This window comes from Xanthomonas floridensis (assembly GCF_001642575.1).
Taxonomy (GTDB): domain Bacteria; phylum Pseudomonadota; class Gammaproteobacteria; order Xanthomonadales; family Xanthomonadaceae; genus Xanthomonas; species Xanthomonas floridensis.
On record NZ_LXNG01000008.1, the window covers coordinates 94,409 to 115,647 of the forward strand.

Here is a 21,239-nt window from a genome sequence, read left to right on the forward strand (position 1 = left end):
ATGGCAACGGACAACAGCGATCCAGTCCGGCCCCGACACCAGGGGCGGCAATGGCGGCCGCACGTGGCAACCGCAAGCCGGCAATTCCAGCCGGCCTCCCGGGCGAGTGCAACATCCATTGCCGCTCACGAATAACCCGCCTGAACATCAGGCCCCGTTTGCGTAGATTAACCAATTCTCCGCAAGGCCAACATCCAGCATGCCACCACCCCCTCGGGTCGCGGCAGGTACTCAGTGGTCCAGTGGGGGCGTGTATTCCTGCTTGGCGGCATCGAAGGTGTAAGTCACCGTATCGGCGTCGCTCAGCGTGCGGATCTTGCCTGGGCCGGCGACGGCGGTGCCCTGCAGCGCCACCCGCAGCGTCGGCATGGAGCCGGTTTTGCCTGGCTCGAAACTCAACGTGCCGACATTAGAGGCGCACTTCATCGATCCCTCCTCGCCACATGCCGCACCGTTGTCATCACCAGTCGCAACGGTCCCCAGATAAACCCAGCCTTTGTAGTCGCCCAGGTCATTTTTGTTCGGATCGAAGGTGAAGATGGCAAAGCCCTTGCTGGTGACACCAGTTGCGAACCGAGTGGTCGGCACCGCGAGCAGCAGATGGCCGTCCTTTGTCTCAGTACTTTGGGGTTTACGCTTTTCATCCACCGGATCAGCTTTTTCATTTGCGCCGAAATCACCCGCCCATTGCTGCGCGTGGAAGAGCGTCCAGGTCGGCGTGCCATCGGCCTCGTCCAGCACATAGGTAGCCGGGCTGATACTCACCCCGGCGCTGGGATCGGGAAGATCTTCCTCGCCGGATTTACCGTATTTTCCTGGGCCGGCATTGGCAAAACCGGTGTAGTACTGCTTGCCACCCAGGTCGAAACGGTGGCCGTACCAAAATGCGGCGATCGCTCCATTGTCGATGGTATATGAGTCCGATCCGTCGCCCGTCAGCCCATACACGTCATGCAATACCTGCCCGGGCGTAGGTACCTCGACGGCGACATGTTCAGGCTTCGCTGCGGGCGTCGTCGTCGTCGGTGCCTGCGCCGCTGTGGCAGGCACCGACGACGTACCCGCAGGCGCTACATCGCTCGCCTTCTCCGAACACCCGCCAAGCATCATTAGCGTTGCCGCCCACCATACTGTCTTCCTGAAGCTCATTACACGACGTCCTTTCAAGGTTTGGCGAGCCGATCCTAGCAAGAATGTGCGGCAGATCCTGTGGATGCGTGGAAGCCAGCAAGCCGAGCAGTAAAGCTGGTCAGGTACTGTCCAAGACCAGATTACGGCAGTACCGATAATCATCGCTTGCCGCCTATCCTTCGTTGGGGCGGGCGACCGAAGCCTTCTCAACCCGAGAACACCGGCCGCTGATATCGGATCAAAGCCGCGAACGCTAGTTCGCTTCGGATTCACCTGCCGGAGCGTGCATCGTCGCTGGCCCTGTCAAGGCAGACAGGATACGCAGATCCTCTGCGTCCACGCTGGTAGCGCGAGTGCCGCGATAGTGATGATGAAAGGCCTGCAGCGTGGCCGCAGGGTCGTCGACGCTGTAGCCCAGCAGCGCCAGTGCCTGCCAGGGGTCGAAGCCTGGCGGCGCGGGCGGGGCGTCTGCGGCGGGCCAGCGGCCGAAGCCGGCATCGGCCAGCCGCTTCCACGGAAACAGCGGGCCAGGGTCGTTCTTGCGTGTCGGGGCGACATCTTCGTGACCGACGATCTGGGTGCGCGGGATGCGCAGGCGCGTGCACAGGTCGTCCAGCAGGACCAGCAGGCTGTCGATCTGCGCGGGCGCGAAAGGCTCGCTGCCGTCGTTGTCCAGTTCGATGCCAATCGAGGCCGAATTGATGTCGGTGATGGTTCCCCAACGGCCGGCGCCGCCGTGCCAGGCGCGCTGCTCGTCGGCAACCAGCTGATACCGCTGCCCGTCCTCGCCGATCAGGTAGTGCGCACTGACCCGCCCGCCGGCGTTGCGTCCGCGCAGCGTGCTCAGGCTCTGCTGCACCGAGTGCTGATCGGTGAAGTGCAGCACGATCAGGATCGGCCGCCGCGTATCGTAGTTGGGCGAAGGAACCCATTGCGCCAGCGGATTGCGCTGCGGCGCGTGCGCGCAGGCACCCAGCGACAACGCAAGTACACACACCGCCGCACGCAGCCAGGCAGATGACGACGGATGGAAGATTGGCAACACGGATCTCTCCTTCAGTGGGTAACCAGGCTGCGCTGCCTCTGTTTCAGCGGCACTGCCATGGCCGGGCCATTATCCGCCGAGTTGTCGTCGGCGCGCGGGCCCGGCGACGCGCGGCATTGGCACAGCGAGGCGTGTGCACAACTCCAGCGACGCATCGATGATCGATGGATCGCTCCACGTCGATGTACAACACGTAGCGGGTTGGCCAACGCCCCACTGCTGCCTGCATGCGGCCGCTTGCGCCCTGCACGCGCTGCGCCCCGCGTACACTGCCGGTCATGGTCGAAACGACGGCTGTGCTGGTCGGTGCTGCATCGCACAGGCATCTGCCGTGTGTTTCGGTCGCAGCAGACCGCAGCTGTCATTCCTTTTTCAGAGCTTTCGATGCCACCGCCGCGCCGCCTGCTGACATTGCTGTGGATCGCACTCGCCCTGCCTTGCGGCGCGGCGCCTTCGGCTGCCAGCGAGCCAGCCACCCAGGGCGCACCCTTCGCCGTTGACGCGGCGCAGCTGACCCCGGAGTACTGGATACAGCGCAGTCCGCAGGCGCAGCTGCCGCTGCTGGGCGCAGCGCAGATCCCGGCCTTCAACGCGCAGCTGCTGCGTGACGATGCCTCGATGCAGGATCTGGCGCAGCTGCCCGCGGCCATGCCGGCAGATGCGGTGCGCACGCGAATCCAGGCGTTGTCTGCGATGCCCACGCGTGTGCTGTACGACGCGCAGGGGCGCCCCATTACGGCGAGCCGCCTGGCCGAGCTGCAGCAGGCATTGGCGCTGGATGCACTTTCTCCGCAGGTCGCCCCGCGCTTTGCGCTGGTGGTCCGGCGCGCGGCATTACGGACCTTTCCCACCACGCAACGCGTGTTCACCGATCCGGACGATCACGATATCGACCGCTTTCAGGAATCGGCGCTTTACCCCGGCACGCCGGTGGCCGTGCTGCATACCAGCGCCGATGGCGCATGGCGGTTTGTGCTTGCGTCCAACTACGCCGCCTGGATTGCGGCCGACCGCATTGCCGAGGGCGGCCGCAACCAGGTAATGGACTACGCACAGGCAAGCACGCGCCTGGTGGTCACCGGCGCCCGCGTGCAGACCGCGTACACGCCCGAGCTCCCGGCCGTCTCGGCGTTGCTGCTGGACATGGGCAGCAGCCTGCCGTTGCGCAGCGACTGGGCGCCGCAGCAGCCGGTCAACGGGCAATTGCCGATCGCGGCGCATGTGGTGCAGCTTCCGATACGCGGCGACGATGGCCGCCTGCAACTGGTACCGGCGCTGGTGCCGCGTGGCGCCGATGTCCGCCGTGGTGCGTTGCCGGCCACCCCTGCGGTACTGCTCCGGCAGGCCTTCAAATTCCTGGGCGAACGCTATGGCTGGGGCAACGATTACGATGCGCGCGATTGCAGCGGCTTCGTGCTGGATGTCTACCGCAGCCTCGGCATTGGGCTGCCGCGTAACACCGGCGATCAGGCGCGCAGTCCGGTGTTGCGCGCTGTGGCGTTCGACCCGCGCGCACCGCGAGCGCAGCGTCTGCAGCAGCTGGCACGGCTGCGCATTGGCGACCTGATCTATATCCCCGGTCACGTAATGCTGGTGATCGGGCATGAGCACGGCAGCCCGTGGGTGATCCACGATGTGGCCGGTGCCAGCTACCGCAACAGCGCTGGCCGCGTGCAGCGCGCAGCGCTGAACGGTGTCTCGGTCACACCATTGCTGCCCTTGCTGGCCACCGATGGCAGCCCCTTTATCGACCACATCACGCGCATCCAGCGCATCGCCCCGATCGGTTCCCCATGAAAATCACCGGCTTCCGTCTCGGCATGCTGCGCGTGCCGCTGAACACCCCGTTCAAGACTGCGCTGCGCACCGTGCAGGCAATCGAGGATGTGGTGGTGGTGCTGCAAACCGACAGCGGCCATCTCGGTTATGGCGCGGCGCCGGCCACCGCACCGATCACCGGCGATACGCACGGCAGCATCATCGCCGCAATCACGCACTGCATCGGCCCACGCCTGATCGGCCAGGAGGTGGCCGACCTCAATCGCCTCTGCGGGCTGGTCCAGCATGCGCTGGAACGCAACACCAACGCCAAGGCCGCCGTGGAGATTGCGCTGTACGACCTGTGGGCCCAGTCCTTCGGCGCGCCGCTCTATCGGGTGCTCGGCGGCGGCACACCACGCATCACCACCGACATCACCATCAGTGCCGACAGCATCGAGGTCATGGTGGCGCACGCGCAATCTGCACTTGCGCGCGGCTATGCCGCCTTGAAGATCAAGGTCGGCAAGGAGAGCGCGTCGGATGTGGAACGCGTCATGGCCATCCATGCGGCAGTCGATGGGCGCGCAACGCTGCGCCTGGATGCCAACCAGGGCTGGACACCGAAACAGGCGGTACGCAGCATGCGCAGGCTGGAAGATGCCGGGCTCGTACTGGAGTTGCTCGAACAGCCGGTCAAGGCTGCCGATATCGATGGTCTGGCGTTTGTCACCGCGCACATCGACACCCCGGTGATGGCCGATGAAAGCGTGTTCTCCCCGCCACAGGTGATCGACCTACTCCAGCGCCGCGCTGCCGACATCGTCAACATCAAGTTGATGAAGACCGGCGGGCTGTCCAATGCGATTCGCATTGCCGATATCGCCGCGCTGTACGGCGTGCCATGCATGATCGGCTGCATGATCGAATCCAGCGTCAGCGTTGCCGCTGCCGTGCATCTGGCGGTGGCCAAGGCCGACAGCATCACCCTGGCCGATCTGGATGCGCCGGCACTGGGGCAGTTCGATCCCACCGAAGGCGGCGTGCATTTCGACCAGGCGCAGATCCATATCGACGACGCGCCCGGCCTGGGCATCCGTCGCATCCGCGGGTTGGAGCTGTTGCCGCAGTAGCGTCGGCAATCCGCCCATCGCACGGTCGATCGGCACGCGCGCCCGGCAGCTGGCATCGGCAGGCTTCACTCGAACGTGGCGAGGTTTGCCCTTCCACGGAAAGCGCACCGGGGTTGCGATGGCGCGCTGCACGATGCTCACACCATGACGCGCGGAAGACACGGGTGCGCCCTCGGGAATAGCTGCCCGATGCTCCTTTACTCTGGCGCACCCTGCGATCACCTTCCGGCCACGTGCGCCAATGGACGGGGACGCACGCAACTGGAACCTCGCCGCTGCAATCGTTGCGGGACCGTATGCACCGGCAACAGACATGCGCCACAGGCGCGCATTGCTGGGTACAGTAGCGATCGGCGAGCGATACATGGCGCCACCGATGTCGTCCGGGCCTTGCTACGACTCACAGCAAGGTGCCAGGCGTCCTCTCAGCTCACCCACTGTCTTGCGGAGACTGCATGCGCCTGCCCCCCCTGTTGCGATCCACCCTGCTGATGACGCTGGCCCTGTGCAGCGGCGCCGTCGTCGCAGGCGCGCCGATTCAGGCGCTGCAGCAGGCGCGCGCGCTCATCGTGGTGACCCCCCCGGACTGGAACAGCACGCAGGCCCGGCTGCAGACCTTCACCCGGGTGGATGGCCGGTGGCAGCCGGCGGCGGCGGGATTTGCGGTCGCACTCGGCCGCCATGGCAGTGCCTGGGGCGACGGCCTGCACCCGGTCCAGCCGCAAGGCCCGCAAAAGCGCGAAGGCGACGGTCGCAGCCCGGCCGGGGTATTCGCCATCGGCCCGGCGTTCGGCTACGCCACGCGCATCGACAGCGCCATGCCGTACCAGGCGATGACCGCCACCCATTACTGCATGGATGTTCCCGCATCGCCGCTGTACAACCGCATCGTCGATGCGGCGCAGGTTGGCCAGGCAGCGGTGGCCGGCTCCACCGAGCCGATGCGGCTGGACCTGCGCACTCAGGGCGATGCACGTTACCGCGAAGGCTTTGTCATCGCACATAACCCCGATGGCGTCGCCGGGCGCGGCAGCTGCATCTTCGCGCATCTGTGGCGTAGCCCGGGCCAGGTCACGGCCGGCTGCACGGCGATGGATCCTGCCGACATGCAGCGCCTGCTCGCGTGGTTGAAACCGGCCGACCACCCGTTGTTCGTGCTGTTGCCGCGCGCCGAGTACGCGCGCCTGCAATCGCAATGGCAGCTGCCGGCCCTGGACGAGGCCGCGCCATGAGCACGCCCGCCCCCGCAGCCGATGCCACCGGCCTGGTCCGCGTCGTCAGCCGCTGGCAGATCGTCGGGCTGTCGATCAACGATGTGATCGGCAGCGGCATCTATCTGCTGCCCGCCGCCACTGCCGCCCTGCTCGGTCCGATGAGCCTGTGGGCAGTGATGCTGGCCGGCCTGGCCGTGGCCCTGCTGGTGCTGTGCTACGCGCAGGCGGCCAGCTATTTCGACACGCCGGGCGGCAGCTATCTGTACACGCGCGAAGCGTTCGGCCCGTTTGTCGGATTCCAGATCGGCTGGATGATCTGGCTCACCCGCATCAGCTCGGCCGCTGCGCTGAGCAACGGCCTGGCCGACGCGGTTGCACGCTTCTGGCCAACGGCGTCCACCGACACCTGGGCACGCATGCTGGTGGTGGTCGGCTCGTTGGGTGTCCTCACCGCCATCAACGTGATCGGCGTGAAGTCGGCCGCGCGCACCGGCATCGCCCTGGTGATCGGCAAGCTGGTGCCGTTGCTGTTGTTCGTGGCGATCGGACTGTTCTACGTGGATTGGTCGTGGGCCTTTGCCGGCACGTCGCCGGACCTGCGCGACCTCGGCAATCTCGGGGAGGCGGCCTTGCTACTGCTGTTCGCCTATGCGGGTTTCGAAAATATTCCCGCCGCCGCCGGCGAATACCGCAACCCGCGTCGCGATGTGCCATTCGCGCTGATCACCATGATCGTCACCGTGACCTTGATCTATGCCGCGGTGCAGGTGGTGGCACAGGGCACGCTGCCCAACCTGGCGGCATCGCCCACACCATTGGCCGATGCCGCCAGCGGCTTCGGGGGCGAAGCACTGGCGCTGATCCTGACCGTGGGCGCCACCATTTCCATCCTGGGCACCACCAGCAATACCGTGATGCTGGGGCCACGCTTCCTGTTTGCACTGGCCAGGGACGGCTATGGCCCTGCGTTTCTGGCGCGCGTGCATCCACGCTTCCGCACCCCCGCTGCGGCGGTGCTCACCCAGGGCGTGCTGTCGCTGGCACTGGCGTTGTCGGGTTCGTTTACCCAGCTGGCATTGCTGTCGATGGTCACGCGCCTGTTTGCCTATATCGGCACTGCGGCGGCCGTGATCGTGCTGGCGCGTCGCTACCGGCAACGCACCGACACCTTGCGCCTGCCGGGCGGCCCGCTGATCCCGGTTGCCGCGGTGCTGTTGTCGCTGGGCCTGCTCGCCAGCGCCAGCTGGCAGAACCTGGCTGCCGCCGGTGTGGCGTTGCTGGTGGGCTGCGTGTTCTATCTGTTTCCACGCAAGCCGGCGTAAGTTTCGCGACACGCTCGCGCAGCGCTCACGCACGCCTAACCGCACACGCCCAAGGCTGCGGCCATCACCTGCATGGGAGCTTGCGATGAAACTGCGCCGCGTTTACAGCACACCCGATCTTGAAAGCGCGCAGCGTGTGCTGCAGTCCGCACGCAGTGCCGGTATCGACAACGAGGCGTTGTCGCTGATCGCGCGCTCGGATATTGAATTGCACGACATCCCCGACGAACGCAAGGACGCCAAAACCGATTTCGTTCCCGCCGCTGCGCGCGGCGCGGCAACCGGCGGAGCGGCGGGACTGGTGGCAGGACTGGTGGCCGTGGCGGTACCGCCGATCGGCCTGACACTGGCCGGTGTCGGCGTGATGGCACTGGCCGGTGCACTGGTCGGCAGCTGGTCCTCGGCATTGGTTGGCGCCACCGTTGCCGACCCCGTGCGTCGCCAGTTCGAAGACGAAATCCAAGCCGGTCGTGTGCTGGTGGTAATCGATGCCGACGAACAGGCGCTGCAATCGGCCGAACCGGCGCTGCTGGCTGCTGGCGCCAGGCCGTTGCCTTACGAGGCCGCGTCCTCGGTGGTGTAAGTCCGTCGGCGTAACGACGCTTCGCGATTCGTGCGCGGGCGCACACCGACGTTGATCGCATCCTCACCTGGCGTGCCATGCCGTTAACACCCGGGCACCTAAGTTGATTCGCACATTCGAACGACGGAGACGCGCATGAACGTGCCGTACCAGATTCCGGGCCGCGCACCGGACGAAGATCGCAGCCAGAACGTATCCACTTATTGGCGCGAGCGCTTTACCGAAGAACCGTATTACACCGAAGGCGATCGCTACGAGGATTATGAAGGCGCCTACCTGGCCGGCCACGAGGCGCGCATCCGCGACAATGCACGTGCCTATGACCAGGTGGAGGCGGAGTTGCATCGTGATTGGGAAGCCAAGCGCGGCACATCGTCCTTGAGCTGGAGCAAGGCACGCCATGCGGTCAAGCGTGCCTGGGAAAACGCAGCCGATTTTGTCAGTGGCGACCACCCGACCAAGCGCTGATACAACAACGCCACCGTCGAGGTGGCGTTGTTGTTACTGCAGTGCCTATGGTGTGTTCAGTCCAGCGCCGGCGGCACTGCACGGGGCGCTCGCGCGCTCGCAGAGACTTCCATTGCATCGCGCGTGTTCTTCTGCACCGCAACCGCACCAAACAGACTCAGCGCGTAAGCCATCGCATAGAAGCCTTTTTCGCTCAGCAGCAAGGTGGCGTTGAACAAGCCGATGGTCAGCAGGACCAACGCAATGATCAGCGAAAACCAGCAGATGGCGTAATACAGGCCAGTGACCGGAATGCCGTCGACGCGATCACGCACGCTCTTCTGCAACGACACCGATGCGAACAGGCCAAACAACAGCAAGGTGAAGTAGTAACCCTTTTCATTGAGCAGCATCTGCGCATTCCACAGGCCGATCAGATAAGCCGATCCGCCAAGCAGCAAGGCAGCCCAGGACGCGGCGATGAACGCGGACGAGGTTTTTTGCGTTGCCATGGAAACTCCTTTTCATGGTGATATTTCATGATGAAACAGCGATGTGAGACGCGTCCGCCCTGCGGAGAGTGACCTGCGACAAGGGCGGCCTCGGCAGCGTCGTGTAAGGTACTTGAAAACCCGACGCGGGACACGTTGCGGGAGGGCTGCAGCGTGACCGCGACCCACCCCTGGAGGACCTCATGTCTGCCCGACGTCTGCTCGCTCTGGCCTGCTCGGCCACCCTGTTCACCACCAGCGCCGTTGCGGCCGCTCCTGCCGCCGCACCCGCACCCTCGTCCACTGCTGCTCCCGCAGCAGCCATTCCCAAGGCGCAGTGGCCGTTCCAGGCCGCCGCCATCGCTGATTTCGACGAACCCTGGGCGATGACCTTCCTGCCTGATGGCACGCTATTGGTCAGCGAAAAGCGGGGCGCCCTGATGCGGCTGGATCCCAAGACCAAGCGCAAGAGCGCGGTGTCCGGCGTGCCGACAGTTGCCTACGGCGGCCAGGGCGGCTTTGGTGATGTGCTGGCGCATCCGCGATTTGCGAAAAATGGCCTGGTCTATGTGAGCTATGCCGAGCCCGGCCAGGGCGACACCCGCGGGGCAGCTGTCGCCCGTGCCAAGCTCACGTTGGACGCCACTGGCGGCGGCACCTTGTCCGACCTCAAGGTGATCTGGCGACAGGAGCCCAAAGTCTCCGGCAACGGCCACTTTGGTCATCGGCTTGCGTTCGACCCGAGCGGCAAGCTGTGGATCACCTCCAGCGAACGGCAGAAATTCGATCCCGCGCAGGACATGAAGGCCAACCTCGGCAAGTTGATCCGTCTCAACGACGACGGCAGCGTGCCGGCCGACAATCCGTTTGTTGCGCAGGGCGGCGTGGCTGCACAGGTGTGGTCACTGGGCCACCGCAACATCCTGGGCATTGCCTTCGACGGCAAGGGCCGGTTGTGGGAACACGAAATGGGCCCGGCCGGTGGCGATGAGCTCAACCTGATCCAGCGCGGCGCCAATTACGGCTATCCAATCGTGTCCAACGGCGATCATTACGATGGCCGACCGATTCCCGACCACTACACCCGGCCGGAATTCGCTGCCCCCAAGATCAGCTGGACGCCGGTGATTTCGCCCGCCGGCTTTGTGATCTACAGCGGCAAGCAGTTCCCGGCGTGGCGCGGCAATGGCTTCATCGGCGGACTATCGTCGATGGCACTGGTGCAGGTGTCGCTCGGCGATCAGCCGCGCGAAGTCGCTCGCTATGACATGGGAGCGCGCATCCGCGAAGTGGAGCAAGGCCCCGATGGTGCGCTGTGGTTGCTTGAAGACGAGGCCAGCGGCAGCACCGGGCGCCTGCTCAAGCTGACACCCAAGAGCAAGGCCGCGGTTGAAAACGACGCGTGAGCGCAATGACGTAAACCGTTCCAGGCACTGCCTGCGCGCCCATGTGCGCAGGCAGTGTGCGGTCTGGCGGCGTGACGTCCGCTGTGTAGTGACTGGCCATTCGCCACGACGATCCCTGATCGTCTTAACGCCAACAGGTGAGAACTCGGCTGGATGGCATTGCTGAGGTCTCCGCCATGCCGCGTAAACAGGCCGACACCAGCGTCTGCTCCACTGATGTAGGTACGGCGTGTGTGGATGCTTGGATGCGCTAGATGCGGACCGTGGTTCGCTACGGCAGCTGAGAGACGTCTGCTCTTGAAAAAACAGCCGGGCCACCGGCCTGGCTGTTTAAGCGCACACGACGTCAGTCACGGCCCGCTGCTTCCGACGCGATGACAGGTCATCGCGTCGGGCTACCCTCAGGCGTCGAGCAACTCAAATGTCACCGCCTCGCCACTCTTGGCCGATGCGCAGACCCACACGTCGAAGACGCCCGGCTCGGCGCCGAAGACGCCCTTGGGATTGGTGAAGGACAGCGCGTCGCGCGTGAGGGTGAACACCACCTCCGTGCTCTCACCCGGCTGCAGCAACACCTTGCGAAACCCCTTGAGTTCACGCACCGGGCGCACCCGGCTGGCCACACGGTCGTGCACGTACAACTGCACCACTTCTTCGCCGGCCACCCGGCCAGTATTGGTCACGCGCGTGGTGATGCTGAGGGTGTCGTCCCAGCCCAGCTGCGCGGTGCTCAACTGCGGCTGCGCATAGGCAAAGGTGGTGTAGCTCAGCCCATGGCCGAACGGATACAACGGCTCGTTGGGCATTTCGCGCCAGCGCGCCTTGTACTCGGACAGCGTCGGCAGTTCCGGGCGGCCGGTGCGCAGATGGTTGTAGAAATACGGCTGTTGCCCGGTCACCTGCGGAAAGCTGATCGGCAGACGCGCGGAGGGGTTGTAGTCGCCGAACAACACGTCGGCCACGCCGGTACCGGTCTGCGTGCCCAGGTACCAGGTCACTGCGATCGCATCGGCATCGCGTACCGCACCGCTCAACGCCAGCGCGCGGCCATTGCGCAACAGCACCACCACCGGCGTGCCGGTAGCGGCCACCGCTTCGGCCAGCGCCTGTTGCGCCGGTGGCAAGGTGATCTCGGTGCGCGACTGCGCCTCACCACTGAACCGCTGCGGCTCGCCCAGCGCCAGCACCACCACGTCGGCAGCCTGCGCGGCATCAATGGCCGCGGAAATACCGCCCGGTAGCGCCTCCTCAAGGCCACAGCCCTGCACAACGCTCAGATAGTCGGTGCCGACCACGGCGCGCACGCCCTGCTCCAGGGTCACGTAGCGCGCCTTGTCGCCGAACAGCGTCCAGCAGCCTTCGATGTTCTCGCGGTCCTGCACGAACGGCCCGATCAAGGCGATGCGCTGTCCGCTCTTCTTCAACGGCAACACGGCGCCGTCGTTCTTCAGCAACACGATCGAACGCCGCGCCGCATCGCGCGACAACGCATCGTGTGCAGGCAGGTGCGCGTTATCGGCTTCACGCGCCGGGTCCAGCGAACGGTACGGGTTGTCGAACAGACCAATCGCGTCCTTCAGCTGCAGGATGCGGCGCACGCTGGCATCCAGCGCGGCCATCGGCACTTCGCCGCTTTCCACCAGCGACGGCAGATGCGCGGCATAGAAGCCGCTCTGCATGCTCAGGTCCAGCCCGGCCAGAAACGCCTTCTTGGTGGCGTCGCGCTCGTCGGCGGCGTAGCCGTGCGCGATCAGCTCCATGTCGGCGGTGTAGTCGGAAATCACCACGCCCGGGAACTGCCATTCACCGCGCAGGATCTCGGTGAGCAACTCATGGTTGGCGCTGGCCGGCACACCGTTGATGTCGTTGAAGGAGGACATCACCGTCAGCGCACCGGCATCGAAGGCGGCCTTGAACGGCGGCAGATGCACGTCGCGCAGGGTCTGCGGCGCGATGTCCACGGTGTTGTATTCCATGCCGGCAGCCACCGCGCCATAGGCGGCGAAGTGCTTGGGCGTGGCCAGCAGGCCATCGTCGGCAGTCAGGTCGCTGCCCTGGAAGCCGCGCACGCGCGCGGCGGCGAATGCCATGCCCAGCACCACGTCTTCGCCGGCGCCCTCGGCGCCACGGCCCCAACGCTGGTCGCGGGCGATATCCACCGCCGGTGCGAAGGTCCAGTGGATGCCGGCCGCGGTGGCCTCGATCGCGGTGGCGCGCGCGGTGCGCTCGGCCAGTTCCGGCTCGAAGCTGGCCGCCTCGCCCAGCGGGATCGGGAACACCGTGCGCATGCCGTGGATCACGTCCGCGGCCAGGATCACCGGGATGCCAAGCCGGCTTTCCTCGGTGGCCACCCGCTGGATCAGGCGACCCGATTCAGCCCCGCCGCCGTTGAACAAGGTGCCGACCAGTCCCTCGCGGACCTGTTGCAGCACCTCGTCGGCGTTGCGCACATTGGCCTCGGGATTCACGTCCGGCGCGAACGGCCGCACCATGTCGGCGAATACCCCCAACTGGCCGACCTTCTCTTCAACGGTCATCCGGGCAATCAGGGTTTCGATGCGATCAGCAGCCATGAGATCCTTGAGAAAACGTTTACATGGCCGGCAATTCTAGCCTGCTGCGGCCGCGGGGATGCAAGTCTTTGAGGCCGGGATTCGGAATTCGGGAGTTGTAGAGGCCGGTTCACGCATGTTGTGCGCCAGCGCGGCGGCGGCGCTCGGTTCCCGGCGACCCTCGATACTCCCGGTTCCGTGCATGCAGCGACAAGCAGGCAAGGCGAGTAATTCGCGACACTCAGGCCGCCCGCTCCCGTTCGATGATGACGCCGACTGCCTGCGCACCACGCACCGCACCGGGCTTGCTGAGCTTCAGCCGTAGCCACTGCACGCCGAATTCGTCCAGCACGATCGCCGCGCAACGCTCGGCCAGGGTCTCGACCAGCCCGAAATCCGAGCCCTGCACGAAGTCGATCAACCGCTTGCTCACCGCCTTGTAGTTCAGCGTATCGGCAATGTCGTCGCTGGCCGCCGGAATGCGGTTGTCGAAGCCCATCTCCAGATCGAACCGCAGCGTCTGGCGAATCCGCCGCTCCCAGTCGTAGATGCCGATCAGCGCATCGATTTCCAGGCCTTCGATAAAAACTTTGTCCATAGGTGGGGAATCGGGAATAGGGATTAGGGAATAGTGAGGAGCACAAGCAACGACAAGGCAGCGCGAACGGAATCGAAGTGGCGCCTTTACGATTCCCGATTCCCGACTCCCGATTCCCCCGCCGCCAGCGGCGGCAAGCCCGCCATATCCCAGCGCGGCGTCACATGCACCGCGGCATCGGCGTGCTCGCCGGCCTGAAGCCGCAGCGCGCCGGCGAAGGCAATCATCGCGCCATTGTCGGTGCACAGCGCCGGACGCGGGAAACAGACCCGGCCGCCCCGCCGCTGCGTGGCCTCGTGCAATTGCGCGCGCAAGCGCTTGTTGGCGCCGACCCCGCCGGCCACCACCAGCGTGTTGCAGCCAGCAGCGTCCAGCGCGCGCAGGCATTTGATCGCCAGCGTTTCCACCACCGCATCTTCGAAGCCGCGCGCGATGTCCGCGCGGGTGGTGTCGGACTGGTCGCTGCCGCGCCAGGCCAGCAGCACCTGGGTCTTGAGCCCGCTGAAGCTGAAATCCAGGCCCGGCCGGTCGGTCATTGGCCGGGCGAACCTGTAACGCCCGGGCGTGCCGGTCTCGGCCAGTGCCGCCAGCTGCGGGCCGCCCGGGTAGGGCAGGCCCATCATCTTGGCGGTCTTGTCGAAGGCCTCGCCGGCCGCATCGTCCAGGGTCTCGCCCAGCACTTCGTAGCTGCCCAGCGCCTTCACCGACACTAATTGGGTATGCCCGCCGGAGACCAGCAGCGCCACGAAGGGCGGCTGCGGCGGGTCGTCTTCCATCAGCGGTGCCAACAGATGCCCTTCCATGTGATGCACCCCGATCGCTGGCACCTCCAGCGCCCAGGCCAGCGAGCGCGCCACACCGGCACCGACCAGCAGGGCGCCCACCAGGCCGGGCCCGGCGGTGTAGGCCACTCCGTCCAGTTCGTCGATGCGCAGCCCGGCCTCGCCCAGGGTCTGGCGGATCAATGGCAGCAGCTTGCGCACGTGGTCGCGGCTGGCCAGCTCCGGCACCACCCCGCCGTACTCTGCATGCAGCGCGATCTGGCTGTACACCGCATGGGCGCGCAACGCTGGCACGCCGGTCAGGGCGGTGTCGTAGACCGCCACACCGGTCTCATCGCATGATGATTCGATCCCAAGGACTTTCACGGCAACTCGGCAGATAAACGTGTGCGTGCATTTTCGCAGCTTTTGCGTTGCGCAGATCGGCCCGCCCGCAGAGGCTGCTCAGCTGTGCCCGCCGCCCGGAAACGCGCGCCGGCGCACGCTCTGCCTGGCCGTTCCCGGCAATTTTCGCCAAGGGCTTGCAGGCCGCTTGCAAGTCGTTATAATGCGCGGCTCGCCGGGGCAACCCGGAAATTCCGTCACGCGAGTCCGCTCGCACCCGCCCGGGGCTCCCGGACGGAAATCCCATTTTCTGGAGAACACATGCCCAGCGTTAAAGTCCGCGAGAACGAGCCCTTCGAATTTGCGCTCCGTCGTTTCAAGCGCACCTGCGAAAAGGCCGGCGTGCTGGCCGAGACCCGCAAGCGCGAGTTCTATGAAAAGCCGACTCAGGAGCGTAAGCGTAAGGCTGCCGCTGCCGTGAAGCGTCAGCTGCGTCGTTCCTCGCGCGACGTCACCAAGCGCCAGCGCTTGTACTGATCGAACGCGGTTCCTTGCCGGTGAGTCTGCGCTGAAGGCGCGTCTCACCGGGAGCGAACCCAAGAGCCGGCACGCGCAAGCGTCGCCGGCTTTTTGTATTGGTCTGTCACGCGGTGTCGCATCAGCCACATCGTGCAGCCCGCGCGCGACGCGTGCCGCCCATCGTGCTCATTGCGACGTGCGCCCTGCCCACATTTCGGCCAACGCGCAAGTCCGTTCAGGCGCCTCGGCCACCATTCGATACCCACACTCAGGAGTCACCGCATGCCCCTCAAGCAGCAGCTTACCGATGACATGAAGGCCGCCATGAAGTCCGGCGACAAGCACAGCCTGGGCGTGATCCGGCTGATCAATGCCGCGATCAAGCAGAAGGAAGTGGACGAGCGCATCGAGATGGACGATGCCGCCGTCATCGCCGTGCTCGACAAGATGGTCAAGCAGCGCAAGGACTCGGTCACCCAGTACGAAAGCGCTGCACGCGAGGACCTGGCGCAGATCGAGCGCGAGGAAATCGTGGTGATCGAGCGTTACCTGCCGGCCAAGATGGGCGAAGCTGAAATCGTCGCCGCCATCCAGGCCACCATTGCCGAGACCGGCGCCAGCAGCCCCGCCGACATCGGCAAGCTGATGGGCGCACTCAAGCCCAAGCTCGCCGGCCAGGCCGACATGGGCCTGGTGTCCACGCTGGTGAAGAAGCACCTGGCGGGCTGACACCACGCTCGCGTTCGCGCCTGCCCTGCGCAAGCAGCCGGGGCAGGCGTGTTGGAAGTGACAGTGGCAGCGCTGCTGGCTGACATGGCTGACCACGCGGCACCAGGCTGGCGCTGGCGTCGCGTCGAAACCGGAATGCGTCGGAACGCCATCCGGTGAGCCGGCAGTGGCGTCAGTGGCGTCAGCACGCCAGGATCACTGCCATGCTGACGCGCCTTGCGTCGCCTGCTTCGCTTCAACGCCAGCACGCGTCAAGCGACGTACCGTAGCGCCGAATGTTCCGGCACCGGCGCCCATATGGCTGCAAGGCCACGCCGTCCTGTCAGGCTCGCCGCCTTTGCGCATTCGAGAGGACGTCCGCAGTTCCCTATCCACACGCGGCCACGGCCAGCCCGTTTGCAGCACCCCACCAATCGCAGTGCTGGGATTGCCTGCGCAGCAACGCCACATCGGCCACGCCCATCACGCGTTGCGCTCAACGTCTCGACCCGCGCGGACGCAGCCGCCACTTTTCACCGCACCTTCGATCCGGCCCTGTTAGAACGGTGACGCCAGCGCAGGCGCGGGCCAGGCACTCCGCATACCGGTCTGGCTCCATGCCACCTGCGTCCGCGACGGTATGCGCCAAGGATTTTCGCCGGTGACGACGCTTTCCACCGAATACCTGCAAAAACATCTGGGCCGCCTGCAGCGCAGCCTGCCGATGGCGCTGTTCAACCGGTTTCTCGAAATCGACGTGATGACGCAGGCCGCTTCGCTATCGTTCTATGCGCTGCTGTCGTTGGCGCCGTTGCTGGTCTTGCTGCTGTGGCTGACTGCCTCGCTGTATCCACCGGCACAGGAAGCGCTGGTGCAGCAGGTCGCGCAACTGGCCGGCGGTAGCGCCGCCGAGGTGGCCGACACGGTGATCCGCAATGCCACCGACCAGCCCGGCATCGGCTCGCTGGCCGGGCTATGGAGCACGTTGCTGCTGTTCATCGGTGCCACCGCGGTGTTTGCGCAGCTGCAGAACGCGCTGAACCTGATCTTCCGCACCGACAAGCAGCGCCTGGACGGCATCATGGCGTGGCTGAAAAAACGCGTTTTTTCCTTTGGGGTGATCCTGGCACTGGGCTTTCTGCTGATCGTGTCGATGATCGCCACCACCGCCCTGCAGGTGGTGTTCGCGCGGCTGCCGTCGGTACTGCCGGCGGTGGGTTACGTGACCACGCTGGCGCTGTACTCAGTGGCGTTCGCGTTTCTGTACCGCTATCTGCCCGATCGCACCGTCAACTGGCGGCAGGCCTTCGTCGGCGGCGTCATTACCGCCCTGCTGTTCGCGCTGGGCCGCTATGCCATCGGCGTCTACATCGCCAAGGCCGCGCCGGGCAGCGCCTACGGCTCGATGGGCACCCTGGTCATCCTGCTGGTGTGGATGTACTACGCCTCGGTGGTGTTCTTCGTCGGAGCCTTGCTGACTGCGGTCATCGACGAGCGCGTGCGCTCGCACCGCAAGCTACGCGAGGCCGGCGTGGACCCGGATCACCCGCCCGAGGTCATCGCCACGCCCGTGGCGGCAGGCGCCCCCACGCTGCCGGACACACCTGCGCGCAGCTGACCCGGCGAAGGTGTGCTGCGCATGACCGGCAGGCCTCTGGCGGCCGGCCGACTCAGGCTGGCGCCGGCGGCTGGGATATCCTAGCGGGATGGCCCGCATCCCCGACGCATTCATCGACGAACTGCTTGCGCGTACCGACATCGTCGAGATAGTAGGCGGCCGCGTGCCGCTCAAGCGCCAGGGCAAGGAGTATTCGGCGCGCTGCCCGTTCCACGACGAGCGCTCGGCCTCGTTCACGGTCTCACCGACCAAGCAGTTCTATCACTGCTTCGGCTGCGGCGCGCATGGCACGGCAATCAGCTTTTTGATGAATTACGATCGCCTCGAGTTTCTCGATGCGGTCGACGAGCTGGCCAAGCGCGCCGGCATGGAGATCCCGCGCGACACCCAACAGCGCACCCCGCAGCAGCAGGACGACAGCCGCGAGCTGTATTCGGCACTGGAAGCGGCCACCAAGTTCTTCCAGCGCCAGCTCGAAGGCAACGCACGCGCCGCCGAGTACCTGGACGGGCGCGGTGTGGATGCGGAGAACCGTGCGCGTTTCCAGATCGGTTACGCGCCCGATGGCTACAGCGCACTGAAGGACACCCTGGGCACCGATGCGCGCCGCATGAGCGTGCTCGAACGCGCCGGGCTGTTTTCCAAGAACGATCGCGGCCACGTGTACGACAAGTTCCGCGACCGGGTGATGTTCCCGATCTTCGATCGCCGCGGCCGCGTGATCGCCTTCGGCGGCCGCATCCTGGGCGCGCCGGCCGATGGCCGCGACCCCGGCCCGAAGTACCTCAATTCGCCGGAAACCGCGCTGTTCCACAAGGGCCGCGAGCTGTATGGCCTGTGGCAGGTGCGCCAGGCCAATCAGAAGATCGAGCGGCTGATCGTGGTGGAAGGCTACATGGACGTGGTCTCGCTGTTCCAGTTCGGCGTCACCCAGGCAGTGGCCACGCTGGGCACGGCCACCACGCCCGAACATGCCGAACTGTTGTTCCGCAACGCGCCGGACGTGTACTTCTGCTTCGACGGCGACAACGCCGGGCGCAAGGCCGGCTGGCGCGCGCTCGAGTCGGTGTTGCCGCGCATGAAGGACGGCCGCCAGGCGTTCTTCCTGTTCCTGCCCGACGGCGAAGACCCGGACACCATCGTGCGCAAGGAAGGCGCGCAGGCCTTCGATCAGCGCCTGAAACAGGCCACGCCGCTGTCGCAGTTCTTCTTCGACGAGATGTCGCGCGAGATCAACCTGCACACGCTGGATGGCAAGGCGCGCCTGGCCGAACGCGCCAAGCCGATGCTGGCGCAGATACCCGAAGGCGCGTTCGGCGATCTGATGCGGCAGGAACTGGCGCGCATGACCGGCGTGGGTGCCTCGCCCAGTTCGCCCGGCCACGGCGCAACGCCACAGGCCCGCGTACCGGCGCGGGTCGGCGCACCGGTGCAGCGGCGCAGCCTGGTGCGCGCCTCCATCGCGATCCTGCTGCAGCAGCCCTCGCTGGCGATGGGGCTGGACCGTCACCACGACCTGGCCGGGCTACGCCTGCCCGGCGTGGAGCTGCTGATGGAATTGCTGGACATCGTGCAGCAGCGCCCGGAAATCAGCACCGGCGCGCTGCTGGAGCACTTCACCGAACGCGAAGAACAGGCGGCCCTGCAAAAGCTGGCTGCGCAGGTGCTGCCCGGCGACGAACAGAGCTGGGCCATGGAGTTGCACGACGCCATCGCCCAGATGGAAAAACAGCTGCTGCAACAGCGCCTGGAAGAACTGCAGGCCAAGCAGCGCGCGCAAGGCCTGGACGACACCGACAAATACGAACTGCGCGAGCTGCTCAAGGCACGCGCGGCATTGTGATGGGTCGCCGGCTACGCCATGGCCTGTGGGTGATTGCGCTGCTCGGCAGCGCTGCCTCGGCACAGACGGCGCCTGGCTGGACCCGCCACGAAGTGATCAGCTCCGGCCAGCCCACCCACGCGCAACTGCGCGCTGCGGCCGCGCGTGGCATCACCACCGTCATCGATCTGCGCGCCCCGGACGAGCCACGCGGCTACGACGAAACGACCGCTGCCGAGGCGCTGGGCCTGCGCTATGTGCGCCTGCCGATCCGCAATGCCGACGCCCTCACGCCCGAGGCGGTACGCGCGTTGCAGCGCATCCTGCGGCAGCAAACCGGCGGCCCGGTGCTACTGCACTGCGCCAGCGGCAATCGTGCCGGCGCGCTGCTGGCGCTGCTTGCCGCGCGCGAAGGTGCCAGCACCGAGCAGGCCCTGCAGCTCGGGCGTGAGGCCGGCATGCAGCCGTCGCTGGAACCGGCGGTGCACAGGCAGTTGCAGCCTGCGCCCCACCGCTGAGAAGCGGCGCAGGCCCCGGCAACACGGCGCCACAGGACGCGGACGTACGCGTCGTAGAATGACCCGCTCCAGGCGCACGAATGCGCGACACCGTCTGACCTCGATGAAGAAGCTGCTGGCGCGGTTGCGCATTGATCCCTTCACCCTCGCGCTGCTGTGCACGGTCACGCTCGCCTCGTTGTTGCCGGTGTCCGGTACCGCCGCTGCGGTCATGGACGATGTCACCGACGTGGCGATCGCCGCATTGTTCTTCCTGCATGGGGCGCGGCTGTCGCGCGAGGCAGTCAAGGCCGGTGCGCTGCACTGGCGGCTGCATCTGGTGATCCTGGCCTGCACCTTCGTGCTGTTTCCGCTGCTTGGGCTGCTGCTCAAGCCGCTGGCGCATGTGGCACTGACCCCGGAGCTGTACATCGGCGTGCTGTTCCTGTGCGCGCTGCCGTCCACCGTGCAGTCCTCGATCGCGTTCACCTCGATGGCGCGCGGCAATGTCCCGGCCGCGGTCTGCGCGGCCTCGCTTTCCAGCCTGCTCGGCGTGTTCTTCACTCCGCTGCTGATGGGCGCGATGGTCGGCAGCCAGGGCGCAATGGCGCATCCGGCCGAAGCGATCGGCAAGATCCTGCTGCAATTGCTGGTGCCGTTCCTGGCCGGCCACTTCCTGCGTCCATGGATCGGTGGCTGGGTCGAACGGCATCGCGCGGTTCTGCGTTACACCGACCAGGCCACCATCCTGCTGGTGGTCTACACCGCCTTCAGCGCGTCGGTGAACGAAGGGCTGTGGCAGAAGACCCCGTTGCCGGCCCTGCTTTCGGTGATCGGCGTGGCAGCCCTATTGCTGGCGATGGCGATGATCTCCATCACCTTCCTTGCGCGGCGCCTGCACTTCAGCCGCGCCGACGAGATCGCCATCGTGTTCTGCGGTTCGAAAAAGAGCCTGGCCACCGGCGTACCGATGGCCAAGGTGATGTTCGCCGGTGGCGGGCTGGGCGCGATCGTGCTGCCAATCATGCTGTATCACCAGGTGCAGCTGATCGTCTGCGCGTTCGTGGCAGCGCGCTATGCGCGCAACGCACCAGGCGATGCACCGCCGCAGCCCGGGAAGCGCTAGCCGCGCATCACGTTCCCTGCTGGCGACCGCTGGCGGCCAGGCAGCTGCCAGGCGCACCCGCGCATCCTCGTTCCCGCCTGAGACAAACATCCCCGCCGACATACGTTCGGCGTGACAGCAGTTCGCATTGCCCGCGTTGGCCGACATCCCGACAGCTCACACT

Annotated in this window: 19 protein-coding genes; 13 read left to right on the forward strand and 6 right to left on the reverse strand. The window is 66.0% G+C overall.

Annotation, left to right across the window (positions count from 1 at the left end; all coding sequences use genetic code 11):
• Positions 1-231: 231 nt before the first annotated feature.
• Positions 232-1,149, reverse strand: coding sequence for a hypothetical protein (locus tag A7D17_RS05515; RefSeq protein ID WP_064508180.1), 918 nt, complete (start codon positions 1,147-1,149; stop codon positions 232-234).
• A gap of 235 nt (positions 1,150-1,384) precedes the next feature.
• Positions 1,385-2,176, reverse strand: a complete 792-nt coding sequence (locus A7D17_RS05520) for an N-acetylmuramoyl-L-alanine amidase (protein ID WP_064508181.1) — start codon at positions 2,174-2,176, stop codon at positions 1,385-1,387.
• 384 nt (positions 2,177-2,560) lie between these two features.
• On the opposite strand from A7D17_RS05520, the gene A7D17_RS05525 reads away from it, so the two are divergent.
• From A7D17_RS05525 to A7D17_RS05550, 6 genes are all read left to right on the forward strand, one after another.
• Positions 2,561-3,973: a C40 family peptidase gene (locus A7D17_RS05525; RefSeq protein WP_064508182.1), complete on the forward strand. Its 1,413-nt coding sequence runs from the start codon at positions 2,561-2,563 to the stop codon at positions 3,971-3,973.
• Positions 3,970-5,067: a dipeptide epimerase gene (locus A7D17_RS05530; protein WP_064508183.1), complete on the forward strand. Its 1,098-nt coding sequence runs from the start codon at positions 3,970-3,972 to the stop codon at positions 5,065-5,067. Before A7D17_RS05525 ends, A7D17_RS05530 begins: the two co-directional genes overlap by 4 nt.
• Before the next feature lie 455 nt (positions 5,068-5,522).
• On the forward strand, positions 5,523-6,299 hold the full coding sequence (locus tag A7D17_RS05535) for a L,D-transpeptidase family protein (protein ID WP_064508184.1): 777 nt from the start codon (positions 5,523-5,525) through the stop codon (positions 6,297-6,299).
• Positions 6,296-7,603: an APC family permease gene (locus A7D17_RS05540; RefSeq protein WP_064508185.1), complete on the forward strand. Its 1,308-nt coding sequence runs from the start codon at positions 6,296-6,298 to the stop codon at positions 7,601-7,603. Before A7D17_RS05535 ends, A7D17_RS05540 begins: the two co-directional genes overlap by 4 nt.
• Before the next feature lie 85 nt (positions 7,604-7,688).
• Positions 7,689-8,186: a hypothetical protein gene (locus A7D17_RS05545; RefSeq protein ID WP_064508186.1), complete on the forward strand. Its 498-nt coding sequence runs from the start codon at positions 7,689-7,691 to the stop codon at positions 8,184-8,186.
• Positions 8,187-8,321: 135 nt separating this feature from the next.
• Positions 8,322-8,654 carry a hypothetical protein gene (locus tag A7D17_RS05550; RefSeq protein ID WP_064508187.1) on the forward strand — a complete coding sequence of 111 codons (333 nt, stop codon included), beginning with the start codon at positions 8,322-8,324 and terminating at the stop codon, positions 8,652-8,654.
• A gap of 56 nt (positions 8,655-8,710) precedes the next feature.
• Here A7D17_RS05550 and yiaA read toward each other — a convergent pair whose 3' ends face one another.
• On the reverse strand, positions 8,711-9,145 hold the full coding sequence (gene yiaA / locus A7D17_RS05555) for an inner membrane protein YiaA (RefSeq protein ID WP_064508188.1): 435 nt from the start codon (positions 9,143-9,145) through the stop codon (positions 8,711-8,713).
• Between the two features lie 182 nt (positions 9,146-9,327).
• On the opposite strand from yiaA, the gene A7D17_RS05560 reads away from it, so the two are divergent.
• Positions 9,328-10,530, forward strand: coding sequence for a PQQ-dependent sugar dehydrogenase (locus tag A7D17_RS05560; RefSeq protein WP_064508189.1), 1,203 nt, complete (start codon positions 9,328-9,330; stop codon positions 10,528-10,530).
• A gap of 401 nt (positions 10,531-10,931) precedes the next feature.
• Here A7D17_RS05560 and A7D17_RS05565 read toward each other — a convergent pair whose 3' ends face one another.
• The 3 genes from A7D17_RS05565 to tsaD all read right to left on the reverse strand — a co-directional run bounded on the left by A7D17_RS05565 (position 10,932) and on the right by tsaD (position 14,828).
• The gene (locus A7D17_RS05565) at positions 10,932-13,103 is read right to left on the reverse strand and encodes a glycoside hydrolase family 3 N-terminal domain-containing protein (protein ID WP_064508190.1); all 2,172 of its coding nucleotides are present in this window, start codon (positions 13,101-13,103) and stop codon (positions 10,932-10,934) included.
• A 220-nt stretch (positions 13,104-13,323) separates the two neighbouring features.
• A complete protein-coding gene (folB, locus tag A7D17_RS05570; RefSeq protein ID WP_064508191.1) occupies positions 13,324-13,680 on the reverse strand; it encodes a dihydroneopterin aldolase in 357 nt (118 codons plus the stop codon).
• 86 nt (positions 13,681-13,766) lie between these two features.
• Positions 13,767-14,828 carry a tRNA (adenosine(37)-N6)-threonylcarbamoyltransferase complex transferase subunit TsaD gene (tsaD, locus tag A7D17_RS05575; RefSeq protein WP_064508192.1) on the reverse strand — a complete coding sequence of 354 codons (1,062 nt, stop codon included), beginning with the start codon at positions 14,826-14,828 and terminating at the stop codon, positions 13,767-13,769.
• A gap of 279 nt (positions 14,829-15,107) precedes the next feature.
• On the opposite strand from tsaD, the gene rpsU reads away from it, so the two are divergent.
• From rpsU to A7D17_RS05605, 6 genes are all read left to right on the forward strand, one after another.
• Positions 15,108-15,323 carry a 30S ribosomal protein S21 gene (rpsU, locus tag A7D17_RS05580; protein ID WP_002808376.1) on the forward strand — a complete coding sequence of 72 codons (216 nt, stop codon included), beginning with the start codon at positions 15,108-15,110 and terminating at the stop codon, positions 15,321-15,323.
• Between the two features lie 264 nt (positions 15,324-15,587).
• Positions 15,588-16,034 (forward strand): GatB/YqeY domain-containing protein, encoded by a 447-nt coding sequence (locus tag A7D17_RS05585; RefSeq protein WP_064508193.1) that lies wholly within the window; start codon positions 15,588-15,590, stop codon positions 16,032-16,034.
• Positions 16,035-16,674: 640 nt separating this feature from the next.
• The gene (locus A7D17_RS05590; protein ID WP_064508212.1) at positions 16,675-17,631 is read left to right on the forward strand and encodes a YihY/virulence factor BrkB family protein; all 957 of its coding nucleotides are present in this window, start codon (positions 16,675-16,677) and stop codon (positions 17,629-17,631) included.
• Between the two features lie 88 nt (positions 17,632-17,719).
• Entirely contained in the window at positions 17,720-19,474 is a 1,755-nt protein-coding gene (gene dnaG / locus A7D17_RS05595) for a DNA primase (protein ID WP_064508194.1), read from the forward strand.
• A complete protein-coding gene (locus A7D17_RS05600) occupies positions 19,474-19,971 on the forward strand; it encodes a fused DSP-PTPase phosphatase/NAD kinase-like protein (RefSeq protein WP_064508195.1) in 498 nt (165 codons plus the stop codon). The genes dnaG and A7D17_RS05600 overlap by 1 nt, the downstream gene beginning before the upstream one ends.
• Before the next feature lie 58 nt (positions 19,972-20,029).
• Complete coding sequence (locus A7D17_RS05605; RefSeq protein ID WP_064508196.1) at positions 20,030-21,076, forward strand: bile acid:sodium symporter family protein; 1,047 nt, start codon at positions 20,030-20,032, stop codon at positions 21,074-21,076.
• Positions 21,077-21,239 lie beyond the last annotated feature (163 nt).

Bases quoted from the DNA above. Each gene is read 5' to 3' on its own strand.
- A7D17_RS05535 (WP_064508184.1), top strand. From the start codon at position 5,523: ATGCGCCTGCCCCCCCTGTTGCGATCCACCCTGCTGATGACGCTGGCC.
- A7D17_RS05530 (WP_064508183.1), top strand. From the start codon at position 3,970: ATGAAAATCACCGGCTTCCGTCTCGGCATGCTGCGCGTGCCGCTGAAC.
- A7D17_RS05525 (WP_064508182.1), top strand. From the start codon at position 2,561: ATGCCACCGCCGCGCCGCCTGCTGACATTGCTGTGGATCGCACTCGCC.
- dnaG (WP_064508194.1), top strand. From the start codon at position 17,720: ATGGCCCGCATCCCCGACGCATTCATCGACGAACTGCTTGCGCGTACC.
- A7D17_RS05545 (WP_064508186.1), top strand. From the start codon at position 7,689: ATGAAACTGCGCCGCGTTTACAGCACACCCGATCTTGAAAGCGCGCAG.
- A7D17_RS05560 (WP_064508189.1), top strand. From the start codon at position 9,328: ATGTCTGCCCGACGTCTGCTCGCTCTGGCCTGCTCGGCCACCCTGTTC.
- A7D17_RS05540 (WP_064508185.1), top strand. From the start codon at position 6,296: ATGAGCACGCCCGCCCCCGCAGCCGATGCCACCGGCCTGGTCCGCGTC.
- A7D17_RS05605 (WP_064508196.1), top strand. From the start codon at position 20,030: ATGACCCGCTCCAGGCGCACGAATGCGCGACACCGTCTGACCTCGATG.
- A7D17_RS05550 (WP_064508187.1), top strand. From the start codon at position 8,322: ATGAACGTGCCGTACCAGATTCCGGGCCGCGCACCGGACGAAGATCGC.
- folB (WP_064508191.1), bottom strand. From the start codon at position 13,680: ATGGACAAAGTTTTTATCGAAGGCCTGGAAATCGATGCGCTGATCGGC.
- A7D17_RS05565 (WP_064508190.1), bottom strand. From the start codon at position 13,103: ATGGCTGCTGATCGCATCGAAACCCTGATTGCCCGGATGACCGTTGAA.
- A7D17_RS05585 (WP_064508193.1), top strand. From the start codon at position 15,588: ATGCCCCTCAAGCAGCAGCTTACCGATGACATGAAGGCCGCCATGAAG.
- yiaA (WP_064508188.1), bottom strand. From the start codon at position 9,145: ATGGCAACGCAAAAAACCTCGTCCGCGTTCATCGCCGCGTCCTGGGCT.
- rpsU (WP_002808376.1), top strand. From the start codon at position 15,108: ATGCCCAGCGTTAAAGTCCGCGAGAACGAGCCCTTCGAATTTGCGCTC.
- A7D17_RS05600 (WP_064508195.1), top strand. From the start codon at position 19,474: ATGGGTCGCCGGCTACGCCATGGCCTGTGGGTGATTGCGCTGCTCGGC.
- A7D17_RS05515 (WP_064508180.1), bottom strand. From the start codon at position 1,149: ATGAGCTTCAGGAAGACAGTATGGTGGGCGGCAACGCTAATGATGCTT.